This is a genomic window from Nostoc sp. C052 (genome assembly GCF_013393905.1).
GTDB lineage: Bacteria > Cyanobacteriota > Cyanobacteriia > Cyanobacteriales > Nostocaceae > Nostoc.
This window is the reverse complement of sequence record NZ_CP040272.1, coordinates 411,994-430,691: the sequence shown is the minus strand read 5'-3', so window position 1 is coordinate 430,691 and position 18,698 is coordinate 411,994. Positions and strand designations below refer to the sequence as shown.

At 42.1% G+C, this 18,698-nt stretch carries 18 protein-coding genes and 1 pseudogene; 13 read left to right on the top strand and 6 right to left on the bottom strand.

The genetic code is table 11. The features are described from left to right. Positions 1-140: 140 nt before the first annotated feature. From FD723_RS01815 to FD723_RS01790, 6 genes and pseudogenes are all read left to right on the top strand, one after another. On the top strand, positions 141-491 hold the full coding sequence (locus tag FD723_RS01815) for a YtxH domain-containing protein (RefSeq protein WP_179063835.1): 351 nt from the start codon (positions 141-143) through the stop codon (positions 489-491). Between the two features lie 11 nt (positions 492-502). Next, a complete protein-coding gene (locus FD723_RS01810) occupies positions 503-1,042 on the top strand; it encodes a DUF948 domain-containing protein (protein ID WP_179063834.1) in 540 nt (179 codons plus the stop codon). A 252-nt stretch (positions 1,043-1,294) separates the two neighbouring features. Beyond that, positions 1,295-2,032, top strand: coding sequence for a TPM domain-containing protein (locus FD723_RS01805; RefSeq protein WP_256875016.1), 738 nt, complete (start codon positions 1,295-1,297; stop codon positions 2,030-2,032). 104 nt (positions 2,033-2,136) lie between these two features. Then, positions 2,137-2,766 carry a precorrin-8X methylmutase gene (locus FD723_RS01800; RefSeq protein ID WP_179063832.1) on the top strand — a complete coding sequence of 210 codons (630 nt, stop codon included), beginning with the start codon at positions 2,137-2,139 and terminating at the stop codon, positions 2,764-2,766. 338 nt (positions 2,767-3,104) lie between these two features. Beyond that, positions 3,105-4,019: pseudogene (locus FD723_RS01795) on the top strand (IS630 family transposase); the annotation flags it as partial. Between the two features lie 271 nt (positions 4,020-4,290). Beyond that, positions 4,291-5,703, top strand: coding sequence for a right-handed parallel beta-helix repeat-containing protein (locus tag FD723_RS01790; protein WP_179063830.1), 1,413 nt, complete (start codon positions 4,291-4,293; stop codon positions 5,701-5,703). A 105-nt stretch (positions 5,704-5,808) separates the two neighbouring features. Here the strand turns inward: FD723_RS01790 and FD723_RS01785 are convergent, their stop codons facing one another. The 5 genes from FD723_RS01785 to FD723_RS01765 form a co-directional block, all read right to left on the bottom strand. Then, complete coding sequence (locus tag FD723_RS01785) at positions 5,809-6,495, bottom strand: phosphate ABC transporter permease (RefSeq protein ID WP_179063829.1); 687 nt, start codon at positions 6,493-6,495, stop codon at positions 5,809-5,811. A 17-nt stretch (positions 6,496-6,512) separates the two neighbouring features. Beyond that, complete coding sequence (gene dapB, locus FD723_RS01780) at positions 6,513-7,349, bottom strand: 4-hydroxy-tetrahydrodipicolinate reductase (RefSeq protein ID WP_179063828.1); 837 nt, start codon at positions 7,347-7,349, stop codon at positions 6,513-6,515. Between the two features lie 563 nt (positions 7,350-7,912). After that, complete coding sequence (locus FD723_RS01775; RefSeq protein WP_179063827.1) at positions 7,913-8,530, bottom strand: hypothetical protein; 618 nt, start codon at positions 8,528-8,530, stop codon at positions 7,913-7,915. A gap of 14 nt (positions 8,531-8,544) precedes the next feature. Next, positions 8,545-9,315, bottom strand: coding sequence for a 3-methyl-2-oxobutanoate hydroxymethyltransferase (panB, locus tag FD723_RS01770; protein WP_179063826.1), 771 nt, complete (start codon positions 9,313-9,315; stop codon positions 8,545-8,547). Between the two features lie 107 nt (positions 9,316-9,422). Continuing rightward, positions 9,423-10,529 (bottom strand): two-component regulator propeller domain-containing protein, encoded by a 1,107-nt coding sequence (locus tag FD723_RS01765; protein ID WP_179063825.1) that lies wholly within the window; start codon positions 10,527-10,529, stop codon positions 9,423-9,425. An 822-nt stretch (positions 10,530-11,351) separates the two neighbouring features. Between FD723_RS01765 and FD723_RS01760 the strand changes: the two genes are divergently transcribed. The 5 genes from FD723_RS01760 to FD723_RS01740 all read left to right on the top strand — a co-directional run bounded on the left by FD723_RS01760 (position 11,352) and on the right by FD723_RS01740 (position 15,149). Then, positions 11,352-12,782, top strand: a complete 1,431-nt coding sequence (locus tag FD723_RS01760) for a form I ribulose bisphosphate carboxylase large subunit (RefSeq protein ID WP_179063824.1) — start codon at positions 11,352-11,354, stop codon at positions 12,780-12,782. A 101-nt stretch (positions 12,783-12,883) separates the two neighbouring features. Next, the gene (locus FD723_RS01755) at positions 12,884-13,291 is read left to right on the top strand and encodes a chaperonin family protein RbcX (RefSeq protein ID WP_179063823.1); all 408 of its coding nucleotides are present in this window, start codon (positions 12,884-12,886) and stop codon (positions 13,289-13,291) included. A gap of 45 nt (positions 13,292-13,336) precedes the next feature. Further along, complete coding sequence (locus FD723_RS01750) at positions 13,337-13,666, top strand: ribulose bisphosphate carboxylase small subunit (RefSeq protein WP_179063822.1); 330 nt, start codon at positions 13,337-13,339, stop codon at positions 13,664-13,666. A 227-nt stretch (positions 13,667-13,893) separates the two neighbouring features. Then, positions 13,894-14,439: a photosystem II reaction center PsbP gene (gene psbP, locus FD723_RS01745; protein WP_179063821.1), complete on the top strand. Its 546-nt coding sequence runs from the start codon at positions 13,894-13,896 to the stop codon at positions 14,437-14,439. Positions 14,440-14,552: 113 nt separating this feature from the next. Beyond that, the gene (locus FD723_RS01740) at positions 14,553-15,149 is read left to right on the top strand and encodes a nucleoside triphosphate pyrophosphatase (RefSeq protein WP_179063820.1); all 597 of its coding nucleotides are present in this window, start codon (positions 14,553-14,555) and stop codon (positions 15,147-15,149) included. Between the two features lie 49 nt (positions 15,150-15,198). Here the strand turns inward: FD723_RS01740 and FD723_RS01735 are convergent, their stop codons facing one another. Beyond that, on the bottom strand, positions 15,199-15,426 hold the full coding sequence (locus FD723_RS01735) for a hypothetical protein (protein WP_179063819.1): 228 nt from the start codon (positions 15,424-15,426) through the stop codon (positions 15,199-15,201). Positions 15,427-15,627: 201 nt separating this feature from the next. Here FD723_RS01735 and FD723_RS01730 point away from each other — a divergent pair, with 201 nt between their 5' ends. After that, entirely contained in the window at positions 15,628-16,365 is a 738-nt protein-coding gene (locus FD723_RS01730) for a phycocyanobilin:ferredoxin oxidoreductase (protein WP_179063818.1), read from the top strand. Positions 16,366-17,272: 907 nt separating this feature from the next. Next, positions 17,273-18,697 (top strand): HlyD family efflux transporter periplasmic adaptor subunit, encoded by a 1,425-nt coding sequence (locus FD723_RS01725; RefSeq protein ID WP_179063817.1) that lies wholly within the window; start codon positions 17,273-17,275, stop codon positions 18,695-18,697. Position 18,698: the final 1 nt, after the last annotated feature.

The window sequence follows — 18,698 nt, the reverse complement described above, 5'->3', positions numbered from 1 at the left end:
ATGCTTTTTATATTAATTAATGAATAAAAGCAACATTTATGGCTGATATTTTGTCACGATAGATTAACTGAATAAAATCGGTGGAGTCTTACAAGGGGAGAAAACCCACCTAAAATAGGTGTAAGGAGAGAAACAATAAGATGTCTAATAACCGTTCTGGAGTATTTATTGGCGGTTTGATGCTGGGAGCTACCATCGGTGCTTTGACTGGTTTGCTCGTGGCTCCACGCACAGGGCGCGAAACGCGGAAAATTTTGAAAAAATCTGCTAATGCTATCCCAGAATTGGCAGAAGATTTATCAACGAGTGTGCAAATCCAGGCAGATCGTCTCTCTGCTAGCGCCCTACGAAATTGGGATGAGACTTTAGATAGATTACGGGAAGCGATCGCAGCCGGTGTAGATGCCAGTCAGCAGGAAAACCAAGTCTTGAAGCGACAAACGTTTGCTGAAGACTCAGATTCGCTTCCCCAGCAATTAGAACGCTCATAAATGACACAATCGTGATTGAACCCCTGTTTTGGTTGGGACTCTCCTTACTTTTAGTCGCTACAAGCTTGACTGCGGTTTTAGTGGCGGCAATACCGGCTTTGCAGGAGTTAGCACGTGCAGCTCGCAGTGCAGAAAAGCTATTTGATACCCTATCACGGGAGTTACCACCCACTCTAGAAGCTATCCGCGTGACTGGCTTAGAAATCACTGACTTAACTGATAATGTCAGTGAAGGTGTAAAAAGTGCTAGTCAAGTTGTTAAACAAGTTGACCAAAGTCTTGATAGTGCAAGAATTCAGGCTCAAAATCTGCAAGTAGGTACACGTACTATTGTTGTTGGCGTGAAAGCTGCGTGGAGAAATTTCACGCGCCAAAAACCTGCAAGACGAACAGGCGATCGCTTGCCAAGTAATGAAAAACCACCCCTAACGTTGCGAGAACGAGAAGTGCTAAGACAAGAAAATCGTCGGAGCAAAGCAGAGGTATACCGCGTTAATGAGAGTTATAACGAGGCTGCTAACTGGGAAAACAATTTTGACGACGAAGATTGAATTGGGGCATGGGGCATTGGGCATTGGTTATTTCTCTTCATCTTCCCTACTCCCTAAAAACCTTTTGCTTTGATCCCCTAGATTAGAGTAAAGTAAACAAGTGTAAAGAACTATCATTTTTACAGTACTCTTTTAAAACAACTTGTTCACTCTACCGTTGATATTTGTATAAAAACGTCCATGCAATCTTGTTTTTGGCGACGAATTCTGATATCCATTGCAATATTTTTTCTGGCTGGGTCGATTTGGGTCATGCATTCTCCCCCAGCACTGGCTTATGACAATCCTGAATTACTCCCTGACACCTTTACCCCTGTTGTAGACTTAGCTAAATCTCTACCTGTGCTGCAAGAAGAAAAGCTGGTCAAAGATTTAGAGCAGTTTGAAGCCGATACAGGTTGGAAACTACGAGTATTGACCCAGTATGACCGCACCCCAGGTCGCGCAGTTATCAAATATTGGGGTTTGGATGACAAAAGCATTCTACTAGTTGCGGATTCTCGTGGCGGTAACATCCTCAGCTTTAGTGTCGGCGATGCTGTTTATGAACTTTTACCCCGGACTTTCTGGATAGAATTGCAAACCCGCTTCGGTAATTTGTACTTTGTCCGCGAACAAGGCGAAGATCAAGCCATTCTGCAAGCCTTAGAATCAGTTAAAGGCTGTTTACTTAGGGGGGGTTGCAATGTTGTCCCCGGACTGCCACGAGAGCAGTGGATTCTCACCTTGATTAGCTCAGTGATTGGTGGGGTGATTTGTGGATTTGCAGCTCAGCCCCGCGATAAAGGCCAAGTTTTTGCTTGGCAATGGGCTTTAATTTTCTCACCTTTGTGGGGAATCTTGTTTATTGCCTTTGGCATTGGGCCAGTGGTGACACGTACAAGCGACTGGGTACCTCTAACTCGCAATATCTCTGGGTTTCTCATTGGCGTCTTGGTTGCCTACCTATCTCCTATTTTCAGTCGGTCTTCTTCTGGTAATGAGTTATGAGTGAGTAGTTAGGAGTTTTTAATTAACTTATAACTCCTAACTCCTAACTCTTAACTCTCTGAAGCTGATAAGCTGAAAGCTAATATTTGAGAAGCTCAACAAAAATGGAATGGCACGTAACTGATGCTCAAAGTTTAGCAATCATTGATAGTGAAATTGGCGATCATGTCTTTTCTCCCGCAGAGTATGAGATTGTGCGTCGGGTAATCTATGCCACGGCTGACTTTGAGTATAAGTCTTTGATTCGTTTCTCTGAGCGTGCCTTGCAAGCTGGAGCAGCAGCACTAGCCGCACGTACCACGATTGTGGTCGATGTGCCGATGGTACAAGTAGGTATTGCCTACGACATTCAAAACACCTTTGCTAATCCGCTGTATTGCAGTATGGAAGCTTTAACACGTCCCCAAAAAGAAAAAACTCGTGCTGCATGGGGAATAGAAACTTTAGCAAAGCGTTATCCAGAGGGTATTTTTGTGGTGGGTCAAGCACAAACGGCATTGACAGCACTGGTGGATTTAATTGAGGCTGAGGATATTAGACCTGCTTTAATAATTGCGACTCCAGTGGGATTTGCAAATGTTGATGAAGCCAAGGAGCGTTTACAAGACTCTCTAGTACCTCACATTACAATTGACAGTCGCAAAGGGAATGCAGTTGTAGCAGCTGCGATCGTTGATGGATTGGTAGACTTGGCTTGGCAAGCCTATGGACAAGATGGAAATCGAGGGAGCTAGTACCGCAAGGCGGAATTAAAAATTAAAAATTAAAAATTAAAAATGAATACAGCGTAAGCGTTTCATTGATTGGGAATGGTGAGACAAGTCTGGTCTTCTCCCAAAGGGAGAGGCTAGCGCCAAGAGGGTTCCTCATGAGGAACTGCCGTTAGCGAGTCTTCTCCCTTCGCGTAGCGTCTCGTAGAGAAGGGGAGACGCCAAGGGCGAACGAGCGTCAGGGGTAGTTTATTTACGCCGTGTTGTACTAGGAAAGTTGACTCTAAGTAAGTCGGCATGGAAAAACCAAACTATGTAAAGATAAATAAATACGGAGAATATATCTACCGAGGTGACTGAGTATGGGCGCTCGTCTAAGGGTGTTCCTAAGCTATGAGCAAGATAAAACCCTGTTAAACCTAAGAACTGCGGATGTACCACAGAAAGTTAAAGACCGAGCAGAGGTCATTAGACTAAATGCACATGGCTGGTACGTAGAAAAAATAGCTGCTCATTTCAATTGGACTCCTCAAACGGTAAGAGAAATCTTACATAAATGGCGAAAACTTGATTTAGAAGGGCTTTGGGATAACCCAGGTAGAGGAGGCAAAACCAAGTATAGCGAAGAGGATATAGTATTTTTGGAGGAATGTCTCAAAGAAGAGCCACGTACATATAACAGTCGTCAACTAGCTCAAAAATTAGAGAGAGATCGCTCTATTAAACTGAGTCCCGACAGATTAAGACGGGTACTCAAAAAAAAGGGGGTTATTTGGAAACGAGTCAGAAAGAGCCACAAAGGGAAACAAGACCCAAAAGTCCAAGAAATAAAGCAAGCAGACCTAGATATGTTAGAACTGTCTGCTGCTAGTGGAGAAATAGACTTGAAGTATTTGGATGAATCAGGGTTTTGTGCATGGAGCGAACCGGGTTACACCTATTACTTCCGAGGTGAGCAAAAACGACTAGAACAAAGTAAACGTCGTGGTCGTAGATTAAGCATTATTGGATTTTTTCAACCAATAATCAGCTTTGTTTACGGTTTGGTTATTGGTGGTGTTGACAGAAAATCTTATATCCAGATGATGGAGCAAGAAGCGGAGTCAGCCCAAAAGATCGGGCGCATCAGAGTAATAGTGCAGGACAACGGGCCGATACATCGATGTCTTCAGGTGCAGCAGTTATGGTCAAAGTGGGAACAGATGGGTTTATACATCTTCTTTTTGCCCAAATATTGCTCCGAAATGAATCCGATTGAATTGGAATGGCAACACCTTAAAAAGGATGAACTAGCAGGACGAATGTTTGATGATGAGTTGGATCTTGCTTACGCAGTAATAGATGGTGTTCAAGCTAGAGGAGAAAGAGGAAATTATAGGACACAACGTATTAAATTTAACTCTAATCTCTCTGGTTAAAATTTTGTTACATACTTATAAATTTTCCCGCCGACTTACTTATTCTATAATTTGTATCCAAAAGAGTATTCAAAATTACTGGATATCCTGATACTTTTATTAAATAGTGCTAAGAAAGGAGCCTTTTATCGTGGGAATTCGAGGTTTCAGTTTAAGCGCATATCTGGCAATTCCTGTAGTATTAATTCTTTTGGCTAACGCAGAAAGGATAAAAGCATCTTTAGTTGAAACCGTCCGTCAGGTATCTACTAACAAGGAAATGAGCTTATCTCGTCGTGAGCTAATCAGCACTAATTCAACACCGAAAACATACTATGTTAGTGGTAGTGGAAACGACAGAAATAGCGGACTTTCTACATCATCAGCCTTTAGGACAATTCAAAAAGCCGCAGACCTTACCAACCCTGGCGATACAGTCCTGATTATGAACGGAGTATACACAAATTTACCCAAAGCTGGGAGTGTAATAAGTATTAAACGTTCTGGAACTGCAAATGCATGGATTAGGTATAAAGCATATCCTGGACATTTACCAAAAATTCAGCATAATGCTTGGAATGGTATCCTAATTTCAAATGGGGCTTCTTATATTGAGATCAATGGGTTGGAGGTTGTAGGAAACAATGCCAACATAACCCTTGATTACGCGATGAGTGAGAAAGCTAACAAACAAAACCCACTGACAAGTGGAAACTGCATAAATGTGGATGGACGAAAAAATGGTCATAGTCACCATATACGTATTGTAAACAACAAAGTGCATGACTGTGGAGGAGCAGGTATTTCAGCAATTCAATCGGATTATGTGACGATAGATAATAATGTGGTGTTCAATAATGCCTGGTATAGTGTCTATGGTTGCAGTGGCATCTCGATGTTGAGCAATTGGAATTTTGACAACAACCGGGGATATAAGATGTTTGTTACCAACAACAAGACTTATAACAATCGTATGTACATCCCTTGGATTGCAGTTGGAAAGATTACAGATGGTAATGGCATTATTATTGATAGTACAAGAAACGATGAAAATCCCAAATTGGGTGCATATAAAGGACGTACTTTAGTTCAAAATAATCTTGCCTTTAATAATGGTGGATCAGGTATTCATGCCTTTTTAAGCGAGCATGTTGATATTGTAAATAACACAGCAGTTTTAAATAATCAGAGTCCAGAAATTAAAAGTGGGCAAATATTTGCTCATACATCATCTAATGTCAGAATTTTAAGAAATATTCTCTATTCTTTTCCGGGGAAAAATATTAACATTAACACTAAAAATAAAAATGTTATTTATGATTATAATATATACATCAATAATCCGAAAGTAACTGTTAAGGGGTCTCATGATATTGTTGCAGACTCGCAGTTTTTAAGAAAGTATCCTACTCTAGACAAAATATCTAGGGATTGGAAATCACGATTAGATAAACAAAATCCGCCAACACGGTCTTATGTAGAACCTAAGTCGGCAGGTTTTGTTTGTGGGACGGTAAATTATCGTTTGCAGGGGAAACTCATCAAAGTTGGATGTTCTCGTTAGCAAGAAGGCAAGAGGTACAGCAATATTGTTCGGTTAAGGCAAGAGACGCGATAAATCGCCGTCTCTACAATAATCAGTCTTTTGTCTTGACGGCGATTTATTTATTCAATCTTCTACTCTACGACGCCGCCGACGCGGTTTTTGTTGTTGGTCTTCACGCAAGCGGCGACCAACTTCGTTAAAGAAATCTCGCCGCAGATAAGGATAATCGCTAACCCATAGGTCACGATTAGGAAAGTATATATCGCTAAATTCTTCAATACTGCTCAAATCTGAGCGATTTGACATCACTACCATTTCTGCAATTTGACCACGAGTAATAATCTTGTGAGCAGGACGTAATGGTGCTACAAATTCAATGGTAAATCCTGTATCATCACCAATCTCTAAATTTATCTGTTTTTCCCGATTTTCTACAATCACCAATTCGCCTTTGTTGTTGACTGTTTCTTGTTTACCTACTAACTGGTCTGTAATCCACCAATCTAAGACTCGACCACGGAAAAAACCGCCGTACTTATAACGGCGGCATTGCAAATTCCGCATACTTGCTTGAAACACTGGATACCACAACCAAAAAAAAGCGCTAACTACCCCTAGCACAAATACTATTGAAGCAAACTCAAGCTTGAAAACGACTGTTACAAGCAAAATAACAACTACGCCAACTACAGAAATTAACAGCCGTTGCAAAAAATTTGAGAATTTTCCCCAGTAGTACTTGTACTGCAAACCAGTGGCAATTAGGGGGACAACTTGTTCAAATTTCTGGCGAGTCAGTGGTACTAACATGAGTGCTGAGAGTGTGTTTAAAGTATTTTTTCTAATCCATATACTAACGACTTTAGCGCTAAGACTTTGCGAATCGCTAGTAGCACTCCTGGCATATAACAAGCGCGATCGCTCGTATCATGTCGTAAAGTATAAATCTGTCCAGCTGCGCCAAAAATCACTTCTTGGTGGGCAATTAATCCTGGCAAGCGGACGCTATGAATTCTAATCCCTTCATCTGCGATACTGCCCCTCGCTCCTGGTAACTTCTCCGTTTCTTCTACAAGAGCAGGGTTAAAAGTTTTACCCAATTCTCCTAGTAACTGCGCTGTTTGAATGGCAGTACCACTGGGAGCATCAGCTTTTTGGTTGTGATGCAGTTCGATAATTTCTACATGGTCAAAATATTTTGAGGCTGCGATCGCAGCTTGTTGCAATAACACCATACCAATGGAAAAATTAGGAATAATTAGGCAACCAGTGCTAGCTTTGTCGGCAAAGTCTGCCAAGTCTTGAATTTGTTTTGGACTTAAGCCAGTGGTGCCAACTACAGGACGAATACCGTAAGCGATCGCACTACGAATATTGTCATAAACTGAGTCAGGATGGGTAAAGTCTACAATCACTCCTGGAGGAGACTGTCTGTCACCAGCCACATACCCCAACATCGGTTCTAATTGATTGGTAATCGGCACTTCCAGGGGTTCGCTTAAACCCGCCAATTCTCCAGCGTCTTTATCTTGATGTTCCAAACTGTGGTCAATTGCACCCACTAGGTTTAAGTCAGGCGCTTGCGCCACCGCCTTAATTACCTCACGTCCCATTTTACCAGCAGCACCGTTGACAATAACCGGGATAGGAGCTTGATTCGTCATAGGTTGAGAAATACTTTTTGAGTCAACAAAGGAATTGTAAAGACTTTCGCGATCTGTAGCTAGCTTCTCAAATCTCTGGCTTAATTCCAACTACCCTAATGTGCAGCTAATCCCTTAGTTCTTGTACTCCCCAAAAGTTCGGTTCTCGTTTTCATCCCACTATCTTACCCAGTAATCGGTTTCATTGGTCGATGTACTGCTTTGATAAGTATTCTTTATAGAAACTATCAGCCTTTGTTTGTCAAGTCTAGTTGACTATTTGTAATATTGTTGTTATATTTATTTACATAACTTAGCAAAGCCCCAAAGCAAGCTGCATAATTAAAATTCCACCTTGTCTATTACCTATCTAGTTTTGGTTGCATTGGGTGTTAACTAAGAAAAACAGACTTCGGTTTTGAAATATCCCATCGACATTTGGACTTCTCCCATCTACCTCGGCTATCAAGTCGGGGTTTTTTATGTTCTTCATTAGCTGCTTATTTAAATTTTCTTTAGTAGTTACTGTTGATTTAGGTTGCAGTACTGCTTAAAGGATTTCCGAAAGACTGAATCAACATGGCTTAGGGCAATTTTTCCCAAAGTGAAATCCAAGTATTCAGTTCCTCGTTTGGAAGAAAATGTTTACTCTTAGATAAATATTTAATGATTGATAAACGATTTTTAATAAACCTTAATTTTCTGAAATCTTCAAGTTCGCTATCAAACTTTTTTTGAGTTTCTTCTGGATTCTTGGCTGCTAAAGCTTCTCCCCAATCTGCTGCTTTAATTAATGCTTCTTGGTAGGAAATATGTAAATTATCGAAAAACCAATTAATAATCAGATATATATCGAGAACTGGATTTTCTGGAATAGCACCAAATTTTAGGATCATGTAAGCTCGTAATGTCATTGAAGAATCTAGATATCGCTCAGAAAAGCTAGGATTATTTTCAGCTAAAAATTCGTAAACTGAAGTTGCTACCTCTGCCCAAGCAAGGCTTTCTGAATGAGATTCATTAAATTCTTCATTGGCTAGTTCTTGAGCGTTGGAAGTAGAGACTTCAGCCAAACCAAGCCAGTTAAATTTCTCTGGTACTTGCTGTTGCTCTGCCCAAACCATTCTCAACCAAGTTTGTACTTGCTCTGCATCTTGTTGAAGTAGAACTCTTAAGAAATTTGTTGCTTCAGTTTCAGCCATAGTTAATGATGAAGTCAAGGAAACTTCCGCTCTCGCACTTCCACGGCATAATCTTGCACGGCTTTGGTAATCGTCTCGCGCAAATTTGTGTAAACTTTGGCGAATGGTGGATGCTTTTCTGCCAGTCCAAGGACATCTGAGGTAACTAAAACTTGTCCATCACAGTGAATTCCCGCACCGATACCAATTGTAGGAATACTTAATTTTTGTGAAATCTGCATTGCCAAATCTGCGGGTATATGCTCTAACACGAGAGAAAATACACCCGCTTGTTCGAGAGCGATCGCTTCTTGTAAAATCCTCTCACTGGCTTCTTGCGTCTTTCCTTGTTGTCGCAAACCCAGTTGATGTATTGATTGTGGTGTCAAACCGACATGACCCATGACCGGAATTCCGGCTTCTACTAAACGAGCCACAGTTTCAGCGATCGCTGGATACCCGCCTTCTAATTTTACCGCTTGAGCGCCCGTTTCCTTTAGTACCCGCCCCGCTGAGTGCATCGCTTGTTGGAGACTTTCTTGATACGTCAAAAAAGGTAAATCTACAACTACTAATGCCCGTTTCACCCCACGGCGCACAGATTTGGCGTGATAGATAATTTCATCTAAGGTAATTGGCAGTGTTGTTTCATACCCTAAAACTACTGCCATCGAATCACCCACAAGGATTAAGTCTACACCAGCTGCATCGAGGAGTTGAGCGATCGCATAATCCCAGGCGGTCAACGCCACAATTGAACGTCCTTGTTGTTTCCATTGAATTAATTGCTGGGTAGTGATTGCCATTGTTCTCGGTGGGGAGTTAGGAGTTAGGAGTTAAGAGTGAGGAGTGAGGAGTTTTGAATTTAAAAAATTCTTTAACTTATAACTTCTAACTCCTAACTCCTAACTTTTCATTTAACAGCGCGACTGAAAGCAATATGGGGTTTTGCACTGTCCGTTTTGGGCATTAACCAAGCCAGACCTTCACTAGTGCCTATCCATAATTTATTAGCAATGTCAGGTGCAAGGGTAAGAACCCGACTAGAAGGCAGTCCAGCAACTTCTGCATCTAACACAGCTCCCGTATTTGGATTTAATCGTAACAAACCATTACTAGTCCCGACCCAGAGACTACCATCTTTAGCAAAACGTATCGCTGTTACGTCACGCCCACGTAAGCGAGTTACAGACCGCAACACCGCGCCAGTTTTTGGATTAATAACTAGCAAATTATTCGCCATTCCCGCCCAAATTAACCCTTCTGGACTAATAGCTAAAGATTGCACGGTTGTCCCTGGTAAATCGGCTATTCGCTTCATAATCGCAGCACTAGCAGTATTTACCCGCACCAATCCATCAAGAGTACCAACCCACAGTTGACCTTCAGCATCTAAAGTCAGGGCGTTGGCGCTGACACCAGGCAGATTTTTTAATGTTGTCATAATCAAGCCTTGGTCGGGGCTAATTAAAGCTAAACCGCTATCAGTTCCAGTCCACAAATAACCCCGCTTGTCAAGTAACAGTGACAACACGCGTTTAGAAGGCAAAAATAAATTCTGCGCGGTGATTTCGCTAGTGCGGGGGTCTACTCGGATTAATCCTTCATAACTTCCCACCCACAAACGTCCTACTTTATCTTGGGCTAAAGCACCAATAGCAACATTTGGTAAGCTAACACGAGAGATAATCTTGCCAGTTTTAGGATCAATCCGCGATAGTCCGCGCCAAGAACCTACCCAAAGATTACCTGTAACATCTTGCAGCAAATTACCGACACGATAATCTGTTTCTGGCGAATGTTCTTGCACTCCTCGCTCATCGGGTAAGGGTTCTACTCGCGGAGGCGGTGCAGAAGGTGGATAAGCGGGGGCTACATCAGATGAATTAACGTCAGGGGTTTTCTGTGCCCATCCCATACTTGGTAAAGCTATCAACCCCAGCAGGATAGAAGTAATCAATAAACTAGTACGCTTGCAAAACAATACCACGGTGACATTCCCTTTGGAGACAGTACCCATAGCCGTTACCGAAACTGGCTTTGGGTTAATTCCAGTGTTCCCCTAGCTGGGATTTTTTAAACATTGGGGATTGGGGATTGGGGATTGGGGATTGGGGACTGGGTATTGGGTAATCAGAAAGTATTCTTAATGAATAAAAATTAAATATTTATTTCCTAGTCCCCAGTCCCCAGATCCCATTAATGACATTTTGTAAAGCTTTTGTAACAAAAAGTTTAAATCTTTATGTAATAACAAAATTAAATAGATAAGTTAAAAACTTTCAAAGAATAACTTATCGAATTCTTGATATATTGTGAAACAAGTTACAAATTACGTGGCGTGCAATTTTTTTATCTTTCGCTCACCACTTTGCTAAATCTCTGTCAAGTAAATTCTTTTCTGGTATCTTTTCCATCAACGGAGAAGATATGAGGAGTGTAAAGGTGGGAATGTGTGCCAGCCAGCCCAATACCCTGAATATCGCGATTTATGGGGGAATTATCTAAAATCAAGCCGTAAAAAGCGGAAGCTTTGGTGAAATTGAGAAGGTTTAGTTGGGTGCAAAGAAGAGGTAAAAAAGAATTTTGATTTTTAGCAAGAGGAATAGTAGAAGCGCTAGGTCGTGTATCCCGACAACGGGATAACACTGGTGAGGAGGGCTACCACCGCTACCAAAGTGTCCACCGCAAAAAAACTACTAAACCTTTGCCAAAGAAAACCCCTAAGAAAAATTTTTCCCGATCTTCCCCTCGTTCAAAAGGGGCAAGAGTGGGGTCAGGGAAAGTTGCACAAAACGTGGTTTGATAATTAACAAGAGTGATTTCAGGGAAGGATAAAATTATGTCTTACGCTCAAACGAAGACTCAGAGCAAGTCTGGGTATAAAGCCGGGGTTCAAGATTACAGATTAACTTATTACACACCCGATTACACACCAAAAGATACCGATCTTCTAGCTGCGTTCCGTATGACACCTCAGCCTGGTGTTCCTCCCGAAGAAGCAGGTGCGGCTGTTGCGGCTGAATCTTCCACAGGTACTTGGACAACTGTGTGGACAGATTTGCTCACCGACCTCGATCGCTACAAAGGTCGTTGCTATGACATCGAACCAGTTCCCGGCGAAGACAACCAATATATTGCCTACGTTGCCTATCCTTTAGACTTGTTTGAAGAAGGTTCTGTAACCAACGTATTGACCTCAATTGTCGGTAACGTATTTGGTTTCAAAGCTCTCCGCGCACTACGTTTAGAAGATATCCGCTTTCCAGTAGCTTATATCAAGACCTTCCAAGGACCTCCTCACGGTATCCAAGTTGAGCGCGACAAGTTAAACAAATACGGTCGTCCTTTACTGGGTTGTACCATTAAGCCCAAATTGGGTCTTTCCGCTAAGAACTACGGACGCGCTGTATACGAGTGCTTACGCGGTGGTTTGGACTTCACCAAAGACGACGAAAACATCAACTCTGCACCATTCCAAAGATGGCGCGATCGCTTCTTGTTCGTTTCTGAAGCTATTGCCAAAGCTCAAGCTGAAACCGGTGAAATCAAAGGTCACTACCTCAACGTCACCGCCCCCACCTGTGAGCAAATGTTACAACGGGCTGAGTATGCTAAAGAACTCAAGCAGCCCATCATCATGCATGACTACCTGACCGCAGGTTTCACCGCCAACACTACATTGGCTCGTTGGTGCCGCGACAACGGTATCTTGCTACACATTCACCGTGCGATGCACGCTGTAATCGACCGTCAAAAGAACCACGGTATCCACTTCCGTGTATTGGCTAAAGCCCTACGTTTGTCTGGTGGCGATCACATCCACACGGGTACAGTCGTTGGTAAGTTGGAAGGTGAGCGCGGCATCACAATGGGCTTCGTTGACCTATTGCGTGAAAACTACATTGAGCAAGACAAGTCTCGTGGTATTTACTTTACCCAAGACTGGGCTTCTCTACCTGGTGTAATGGCAGTTGCTTCTGGTGGTATCCACGTATGGCACATGCCCGCACTGGTAGAAATCTTTGGTGATGACTCCGTACTACAATTCGGTGGTGGTACTTTAGGACACCCTTGGGGTAACGCTCCTGGTGCAACTGCTAACCGCGTCGCCTTGGAAGCCGTTATTCAAGCACGTAACGAAGGCCGCAACTTGGCTCGTGAAGGTAACGATATCATCCGCGAAGCTGCCAAGTGGTCTCCTGAACTGGCTGTTGCTTGCGAACTGTGGAAAGAAATCAAGTTCGAGTTTGAAGCAATGGATACCGTCTGATCAAAAGTTAGGAGTTAGAAGTTAGGAGTTAAGAGTTACATTAATTCATAACTCATAACTCATAATTCATAACTCATAACTAGTGACGGCTGGGGTCAAGCATGAATCTTAAGCAAATTGCGAAGGACACAGCCAAAACTCTCCAAAGCTATCTGACTTATCAGGCTCTAAGGACAGTATTGGCACAGCTAGGCGAAACGAATCCGCCATTAGAACTTTGGTTGCATAACTTTTCGTCTGGCAAAATTCAAAATGGTGAGTCATTCATTGAGCAACTGTTGCGAGAAAAACCAGATTTGGCTTTGCGAATTATGACTGTCAGGCAACACATTGCGGAAGAAATTGCAGAATTTTTACCGGAAATGGTTCGCACTGGCATTCAACAAGCCAACATGGAGCAGCGTCGCCAGCATTTAGAACGCATCACACGAATAGACACATCTAACCCCAGTCTGGAACCAGAACAGCAAACAACTTCAGATCAGAATTTGGATAACTTATCCAATTAGTTCGGTCAATCTACTAGTAAAAATCGCAACCAATTATCAAAAGCTATGCAAACTTTACCAAAAGAGCGTCGTTACGAAACCCTTTCTTATCTGCCCCCTCTGTCTGACGCTCAAATTGCCAAGCAGATCCAGTACATTTTGAATCAAGGTTACATTCCAGCGATTGAATTTAACGAAACTTCTGAACCAACAGAATTATATTGGACACTGTGGAAGTTGCCTTTGTTCAACGCTAGATCTACTCAAGAAGTATTGAGCGAAGTTCAAGGATGCCGTTCTCAATTCAACAACAGCTATATCCGTGTTGTGGGTTTTGACAACATCAAGCAGTGCCAAATTCTTAGCTTCCTTGTTCACAAACCCAACAGATACTAAGTCTAGTTAGTTGGAATTAATCATGGGATAGTTCAATTAATTTGTCTATCCCTGTATAGGAGAGGTAGAATTATCTGCCTCTCTTTTTTATAATTAGACCTTAGGGAACATAAGCATTTATACTTCACTATTTAATACATTATCCGAAGCGTACCGCTTGGTGGGAGAATAAAAACGAGAAATGATGCAAGCCTTGTCTTATCTCCAGCCCAAAGGAATCTATAGAAATGTGGAAACGAATTGTATTAATTTTGCTATTGGTGTTGAGCTTCAGTCTGAGTAATTCTGATGTAGCTGCTGCGTCTGGACTCAAAAGCTTTGTAGACACTAGTGATGGCTATCAGTTTTCATATCCTAACGGCTGGCTGCCAGTTAAAGTTGCCAATGGACCAGATGTGGTTTTCCACGATTTGATTGAGGTGTCTGAAAACGTTTCGGTTGTGATTAGCCCAGTTCCAGAAGGAAAAACCTTATCAGAATTAGGAACTCCAACAGAAGTAGGATACAAATTAGGAAAAGCGGCTCTCGCGCCTCCTGACTCTGGTCGTTCGGCTGAATTAGTCAATGCCGCGCAGCGAGAAGTAGATGGTAAAACATATTACCTTTTAGAGTATGAGGTTAAACTCCCCAATCAACAAGAACGTCACAACATCGCCAGTGTTGCTGTGAGCCGTGGTAAACTTTTTACCCTCAACGCCTCAATTCCTGAAAAACGCTGGCAGAAAGTTAAACGAATGATTGATGAGGTTGTTAATTCTTTTTCTGTTTATTAATTGGGGAATGGGGAGTAAGAATTTTGGATTTTAAATTTTGGATTTTAGATTGAAATTTAATCCAAAATCTAAAATTGAATTGCCCCATACCCAATTACCAAGTTTTTCAGATTATGAAAATTCCACCTTTTGTACTTGCTTCAGCTTCCCCAGCCCGACGCCGCTTGCTGCAAACTGTTGGTATTGAACCAATAGTTCGAGCAAGTGATTTTGATGAGTCGCAAATTGAATTAAGTGAACCAGCAGAATTAGTCAAAACTCTTGCCCAGTACAAGGCGGAAACTGTAGCCCCACAGTTTGAATCAGCTTTGATTATGGGTTGTGATTCAGTTTTGTCTATGAATGGTGAAATTTATGGCAAACCAGCAGATACCTCTGAAGCGATCGCTCGTTGGCAGATAATGCAAGGTAACTTTGGCGACTTATACACAGGTCATGCTTTAATTGACCATGACCAAAATCGTACTTTAGTCAAGTCTCAAGTTACAAGAGTTTATTTTGCTCAAATGAGCGAAAAGGCAATTAAAGCTTATGTTGCCACAGGTGAACCCCTCAAGTGTGCCGGTGCCTTTGCAATTGAGGGTTTTGGTAGTTTCTTCGTAGAAAAAATCACCGGCTGTCACAGCAATGTAATTGGACTCAGTTTACCCCTGCTGCGGCAGATGTTAAGTGAATTGGGATACGATGTCACTGATTTCTGGCAGCAATAGTTCCTGGTCTAAAGTTATTAACCAATGACCAATGACCAATGACCAATGACTAATAACTAAATTGCCTAATATTGAGTATTGCCTCTCCATAATCTGGAATCCAGGTTAGCCACTCATCTGCTGAAACTGGACACAATAAAAGTGCTTCGTCAAAACTAAAGGGATTGGGAAGTTGCAAAAGGTTTACCCAAGTAGAAGCTCTGAACCTCTGTAAGCCTTCCAAATTGTACTTTCTTGCTTGCACAGCAAAATCCGGTCTATGAGAATCTAGTTTCATAGCTTTCTATTAGCCTTCACAAATGGGCTAATCTAAAATTATTTCTGTAACCTAGACTACAAAATAAATAATCCTTGTGAAAAGTATCTGTCTTATAAATTTACGTTGGCTGGGTGTAAGTGTTTGCTTATATTGCAGACCACAACAGGTATGGCACGACTGGTTGTAGACTGGCCATTAGATCGCATTCCCAACTAGCTTATGTCATTTACTTCTATGCCCTCGCTGCGTGAGCAACAACATCCCCTAATTCGTCAGCTAGCTGATTGTATTGAGGCAGCTTGGCATCACCACCTGGATTTATCCCCCTACCATTTGCCTAATGAGTTGGGGTATGTGGAAGGTAGATTAGAAGGCGAAAAACTGACAATTGAAAACCGTTGCTATCAAACGCCCCAGTTTCGGAAAATGCACTTGGAACTGGCAAAAATCGGCAATATGCTGGATATTTTGCACTGCGTCATGTTTCCCCGTCCAGAATACAACCTGCCGATGTTTGGTTGTGATTTAGTTGGGGGTAGAGGTCAAATTAGTGCCGCGATCGCAGACCTTTCTCCTATCCAAGTAGAACGCACCCTACCAGAATCTTATACTTCTGCATTGACACAACTAACAGTGCTTAACTTTTCCCAACCCCGTGAATTACCGGAATGGGGAAATATTTTTTCCGATTTTTGTATCTTTGTACGCCCCAGTTCCCCAGAAGAAGAAGCAATGTTTCTCTCACGGGTGCGAGAATTTTTAGACATTCATTGCATCCAAGCGATCGCCTCACATCCGGTTTCAGTTGAACAAGTCACCCAAAATCTAGCTGGACAACACAACTACTGCACCAAACAGCAGCAAAACGATAAAACCCGCCGCGTACTAGAAAAAGCCTTTGGCCCAGCTTGGGCAGAAAATTATATGACCACAGTTTTATTCGATCTCCCAACTTAATCATCCCTCCATCTCCGTCATCTGTAGGTTCTGTTACGTTTTCAGGTAACGGATAAATGTAGAATTCATTCAACGAGAGTTTAATGGAGTCCCAAAACAGCAGCAGGGAAAGTAGTAAGGTCTTTGAAGCAAATATCACCAAATGGTTTGTTGTCTTGGGAGGTGCAAGCAACTAGCCCTGCTAAATCATTGACCAGAAAGTTAAGGAAACTCTGATGTTAAAAATGCTCAAGTTGACAGATATTTTTTAGTTAGTTAATCGTTGATTCACTTAAGGAAGACTAACTTTTGTAACAAGATTGTATCCAACAAAGGCAACAGTCTATTTTTGATGTTTCTTTTCAATTTTGTGAGTAACTATAGCTGTAGTGAATGTAGCAGTAAAGTCAATAAGGTTCGGATAAGGTTTTTTGATGAAACGCCCTAGATCGCGTCTCTTGCCTTAGCCAAACCGTATTGGCAGTAAAGTAACGCATCATACCAATTTAGAATTTTGTGTAGAGACGTAATATATCGCATCTCTACATCTAGATTCATACTGCTTGTGAATTCTGCTAGCTCCCATTGCACTTATGTCTCATTCATACTCAGAGTTATTGAATAGCCAGCTATTGTAGCACTTCTGGGTTTAAATACAGACCTAACCCGCTAACCCCCTTCCCAACACAGAAAGGGGGAAAATTCAAAGTCTCTGTTTTTAGGACAGAGATTTAGAAAGAGAAGTGTACTGCATACAAATAAACACCATTTTGCAAAGCCATAGTGTTGAGCGTTCATCACACAATGGATTTTTAAGCCATACCCAGCTTTAAACCACCATTGCTTGTCCTAACGGGACTGGCTGTTGATTAAAAACCCTTTTATTTTTACTTCCATCAGCACAATTCAGGTAAATGGGCAACATACTATGTCAAGGGTGACTGAAAAGCCAAAGCCAAGTGAACAGACGCTTAATAGTGAACAACCGAAGATTTGGTGGGGTATTGCTGTAGCTGTACCAGTAGTAATTGCCGCAGGCATACTAGGCACAGCTAAAATCGAGCAGCTGAGAAAACTAACTACATCTGCACCCGTGATGCCATCTAGCAATAGCATTAGTGCTGTAGGGCGTTTGGAACCGCGAGGCGAAGTTGTTAAATTGTCCGCCCCATCATCAGGATTAGCGCCATCATCACGAATTCAGCAGCTTTTGGTGAGAGAGGGTGAAAAGGTAAAGCAAGGTCAAATTGTGGCAATTTTGGACAACCGTGATACCCAAATAGCCGGACTACAAGAGGCAAAAGCGAAAGTGCAAGAAGCTCGGGCGAATTTAGCACAAGTCAGGGCTGGATCTCCAAGAGATATTCAAGCTCAAAGAGCAGTTATTGCTCGCCTACAAGCGCAGTTACTTGGAGAAAGGGATGGTCAACAAGCTACGATCGCTCGGATTGCAGCCCAGTTAAGTGGAGATAAACTTGTTCAACAAGCAACAGTAAATCGCCTAGAAGCAGAACTCAGTGGGCAAAGAGAAGCCCTGAGAGCAACACTTACACGTATTAAAGCCCAACAGCGCAATGCCCAAGTGGATGCTGGACGCTATGATTTTTTATACAAAGAGGGTGCAATTTCTCAGCAAGAGCGGGATAGTAGACGCTTGAGTGCAATAACTTCTAATCAACAGGTGGCTGAAAGCCAAGCTACCCTAAAGCAAACATTGGCAACTATACGACAGCAACTTGCTGAGGCGAGAGCGAATCAAATCCAAAATTTAGCAACTTTGCAACAGCAACTCATCGAAGCCAAAGTTAACCGTGACAAAACTTTAGCAACTTTGCAAAGACAAATCGATGAAGAAAAAGCCAAACTGAGCAGAATTTTAGATGTTAGTCCTACCGATGTGCAAGTAGCGCAAGCTCAAGTTAGTAATGCGATCGCAAATGTCAGAAAAGCCGAAGCAGAACTGAGATTGAGCTACGTTCAAGCACCAATCGCTGGAGAGATTTTAAAGGTTTACACCAAATCGGGTGAAGCGATCGGTGCAAATGGTATTGCTGAACTTGGCCAAACCAACCAAATGTTTGTAATTGCTGAAGTCGCTGAAGACAGCATTGGTAAAGTGCGTCTTGGTCAAAATGCTACTATCACCAGTGATAACGGCGCATTTAGCGGCGAATTAAAAGGAACTGTTACAGAAATTGGCAGAAAAATTGGTAAAAAAGATGTGCTAAATACAGATCCAGCAGCAGATGTGGATGCCAGAGTTGTAGAAGTTAAAATTGCTCTGTCTCCAGAAGATAGCCAGAAAGTTTCTGGTTTAACTTATGCCAAGGTTGTTGTCGATATTAATAACTAAT

What these genes read in the sequence shown, in the direction of transcription:
- FD723_RS01725 (WP_179063817.1), top strand. Translation starts at nt 17,273, where the DNA reads ATGTCAAGGGTGACTGAAAAGCCAAAGCCAAGTGAACAGACGCTTAAT.
- FD723_RS01760 (WP_179063824.1), top strand. Translation starts at nt 11,352, where the DNA reads ATGTCTTACGCTCAAACGAAGACTCAGAGCAAGTCTGGGTATAAAGCC.
- FD723_RS01750 (WP_179063822.1), top strand. Translation starts at nt 13,337, where the DNA reads ATGCAAACTTTACCAAAAGAGCGTCGTTACGAAACCCTTTCTTATCTG.
- FD723_RS01800 (WP_179063832.1), top strand. Translation starts at nt 2,137, where the DNA reads ATGGAATGGCACGTAACTGATGCTCAAAGTTTAGCAATCATTGATAGT.
- FD723_RS01735 (WP_179063819.1), bottom strand. Translation starts at nt 15,426, where the DNA reads ATGAAACTAGATTCTCATAGACCGGATTTTGCTGTGCAAGCAAGAAAG.
- FD723_RS01785 (WP_179063829.1), bottom strand. Translation starts at nt 6,495, where the DNA reads ATGTTAGTACCACTGACTCGCCAGAAATTTGAACAAGTTGTCCCCCTA.
- FD723_RS01740 (WP_179063820.1), top strand. Translation starts at nt 14,553, where the DNA reads ATGAAAATTCCACCTTTTGTACTTGCTTCAGCTTCCCCAGCCCGACGC.
- dapB (WP_179063828.1), bottom strand. Translation starts at nt 7,349, where the DNA reads ATGACGAATCAAGCTCCTATCCCGGTTATTGTCAACGGTGCTGCTGGT.
- panB (WP_179063826.1), bottom strand. Translation starts at nt 9,315, where the DNA reads ATGGCAATCACTACCCAGCAATTAATTCAATGGAAACAACAAGGACGT.
- FD723_RS01775 (WP_179063827.1), bottom strand. Translation starts at nt 8,530, where the DNA reads ATGGCTGAAACTGAAGCAACAAATTTCTTAAGAGTTCTACTTCAACAA.
- FD723_RS01815 (WP_179063835.1), top strand. Translation starts at nt 141, where the DNA reads ATGTCTAATAACCGTTCTGGAGTATTTATTGGCGGTTTGATGCTGGGA.
- FD723_RS01765 (WP_179063825.1), bottom strand. Translation starts at nt 10,529, where the DNA reads ATGGGTACTGTCTCCAAAGGGAATGTCACCGTGGTATTGTTTTGCAAG.
- FD723_RS01730 (WP_179063818.1), top strand. Translation starts at nt 15,628, where the DNA reads ATGTCATTTACTTCTATGCCCTCGCTGCGTGAGCAACAACATCCCCTA.
- FD723_RS01755 (WP_179063823.1), top strand. Translation starts at nt 12,884, where the DNA reads ATGAATCTTAAGCAAATTGCGAAGGACACAGCCAAAACTCTCCAAAGC.
- psbP (WP_179063821.1), top strand. Translation starts at nt 13,894, where the DNA reads ATGTGGAAACGAATTGTATTAATTTTGCTATTGGTGTTGAGCTTCAGT.
- FD723_RS01805 (WP_256875016.1), top strand. Translation starts at nt 1,295, where the DNA reads ATGCATTCTCCCCCAGCACTGGCTTATGACAATCCTGAATTACTCCCT.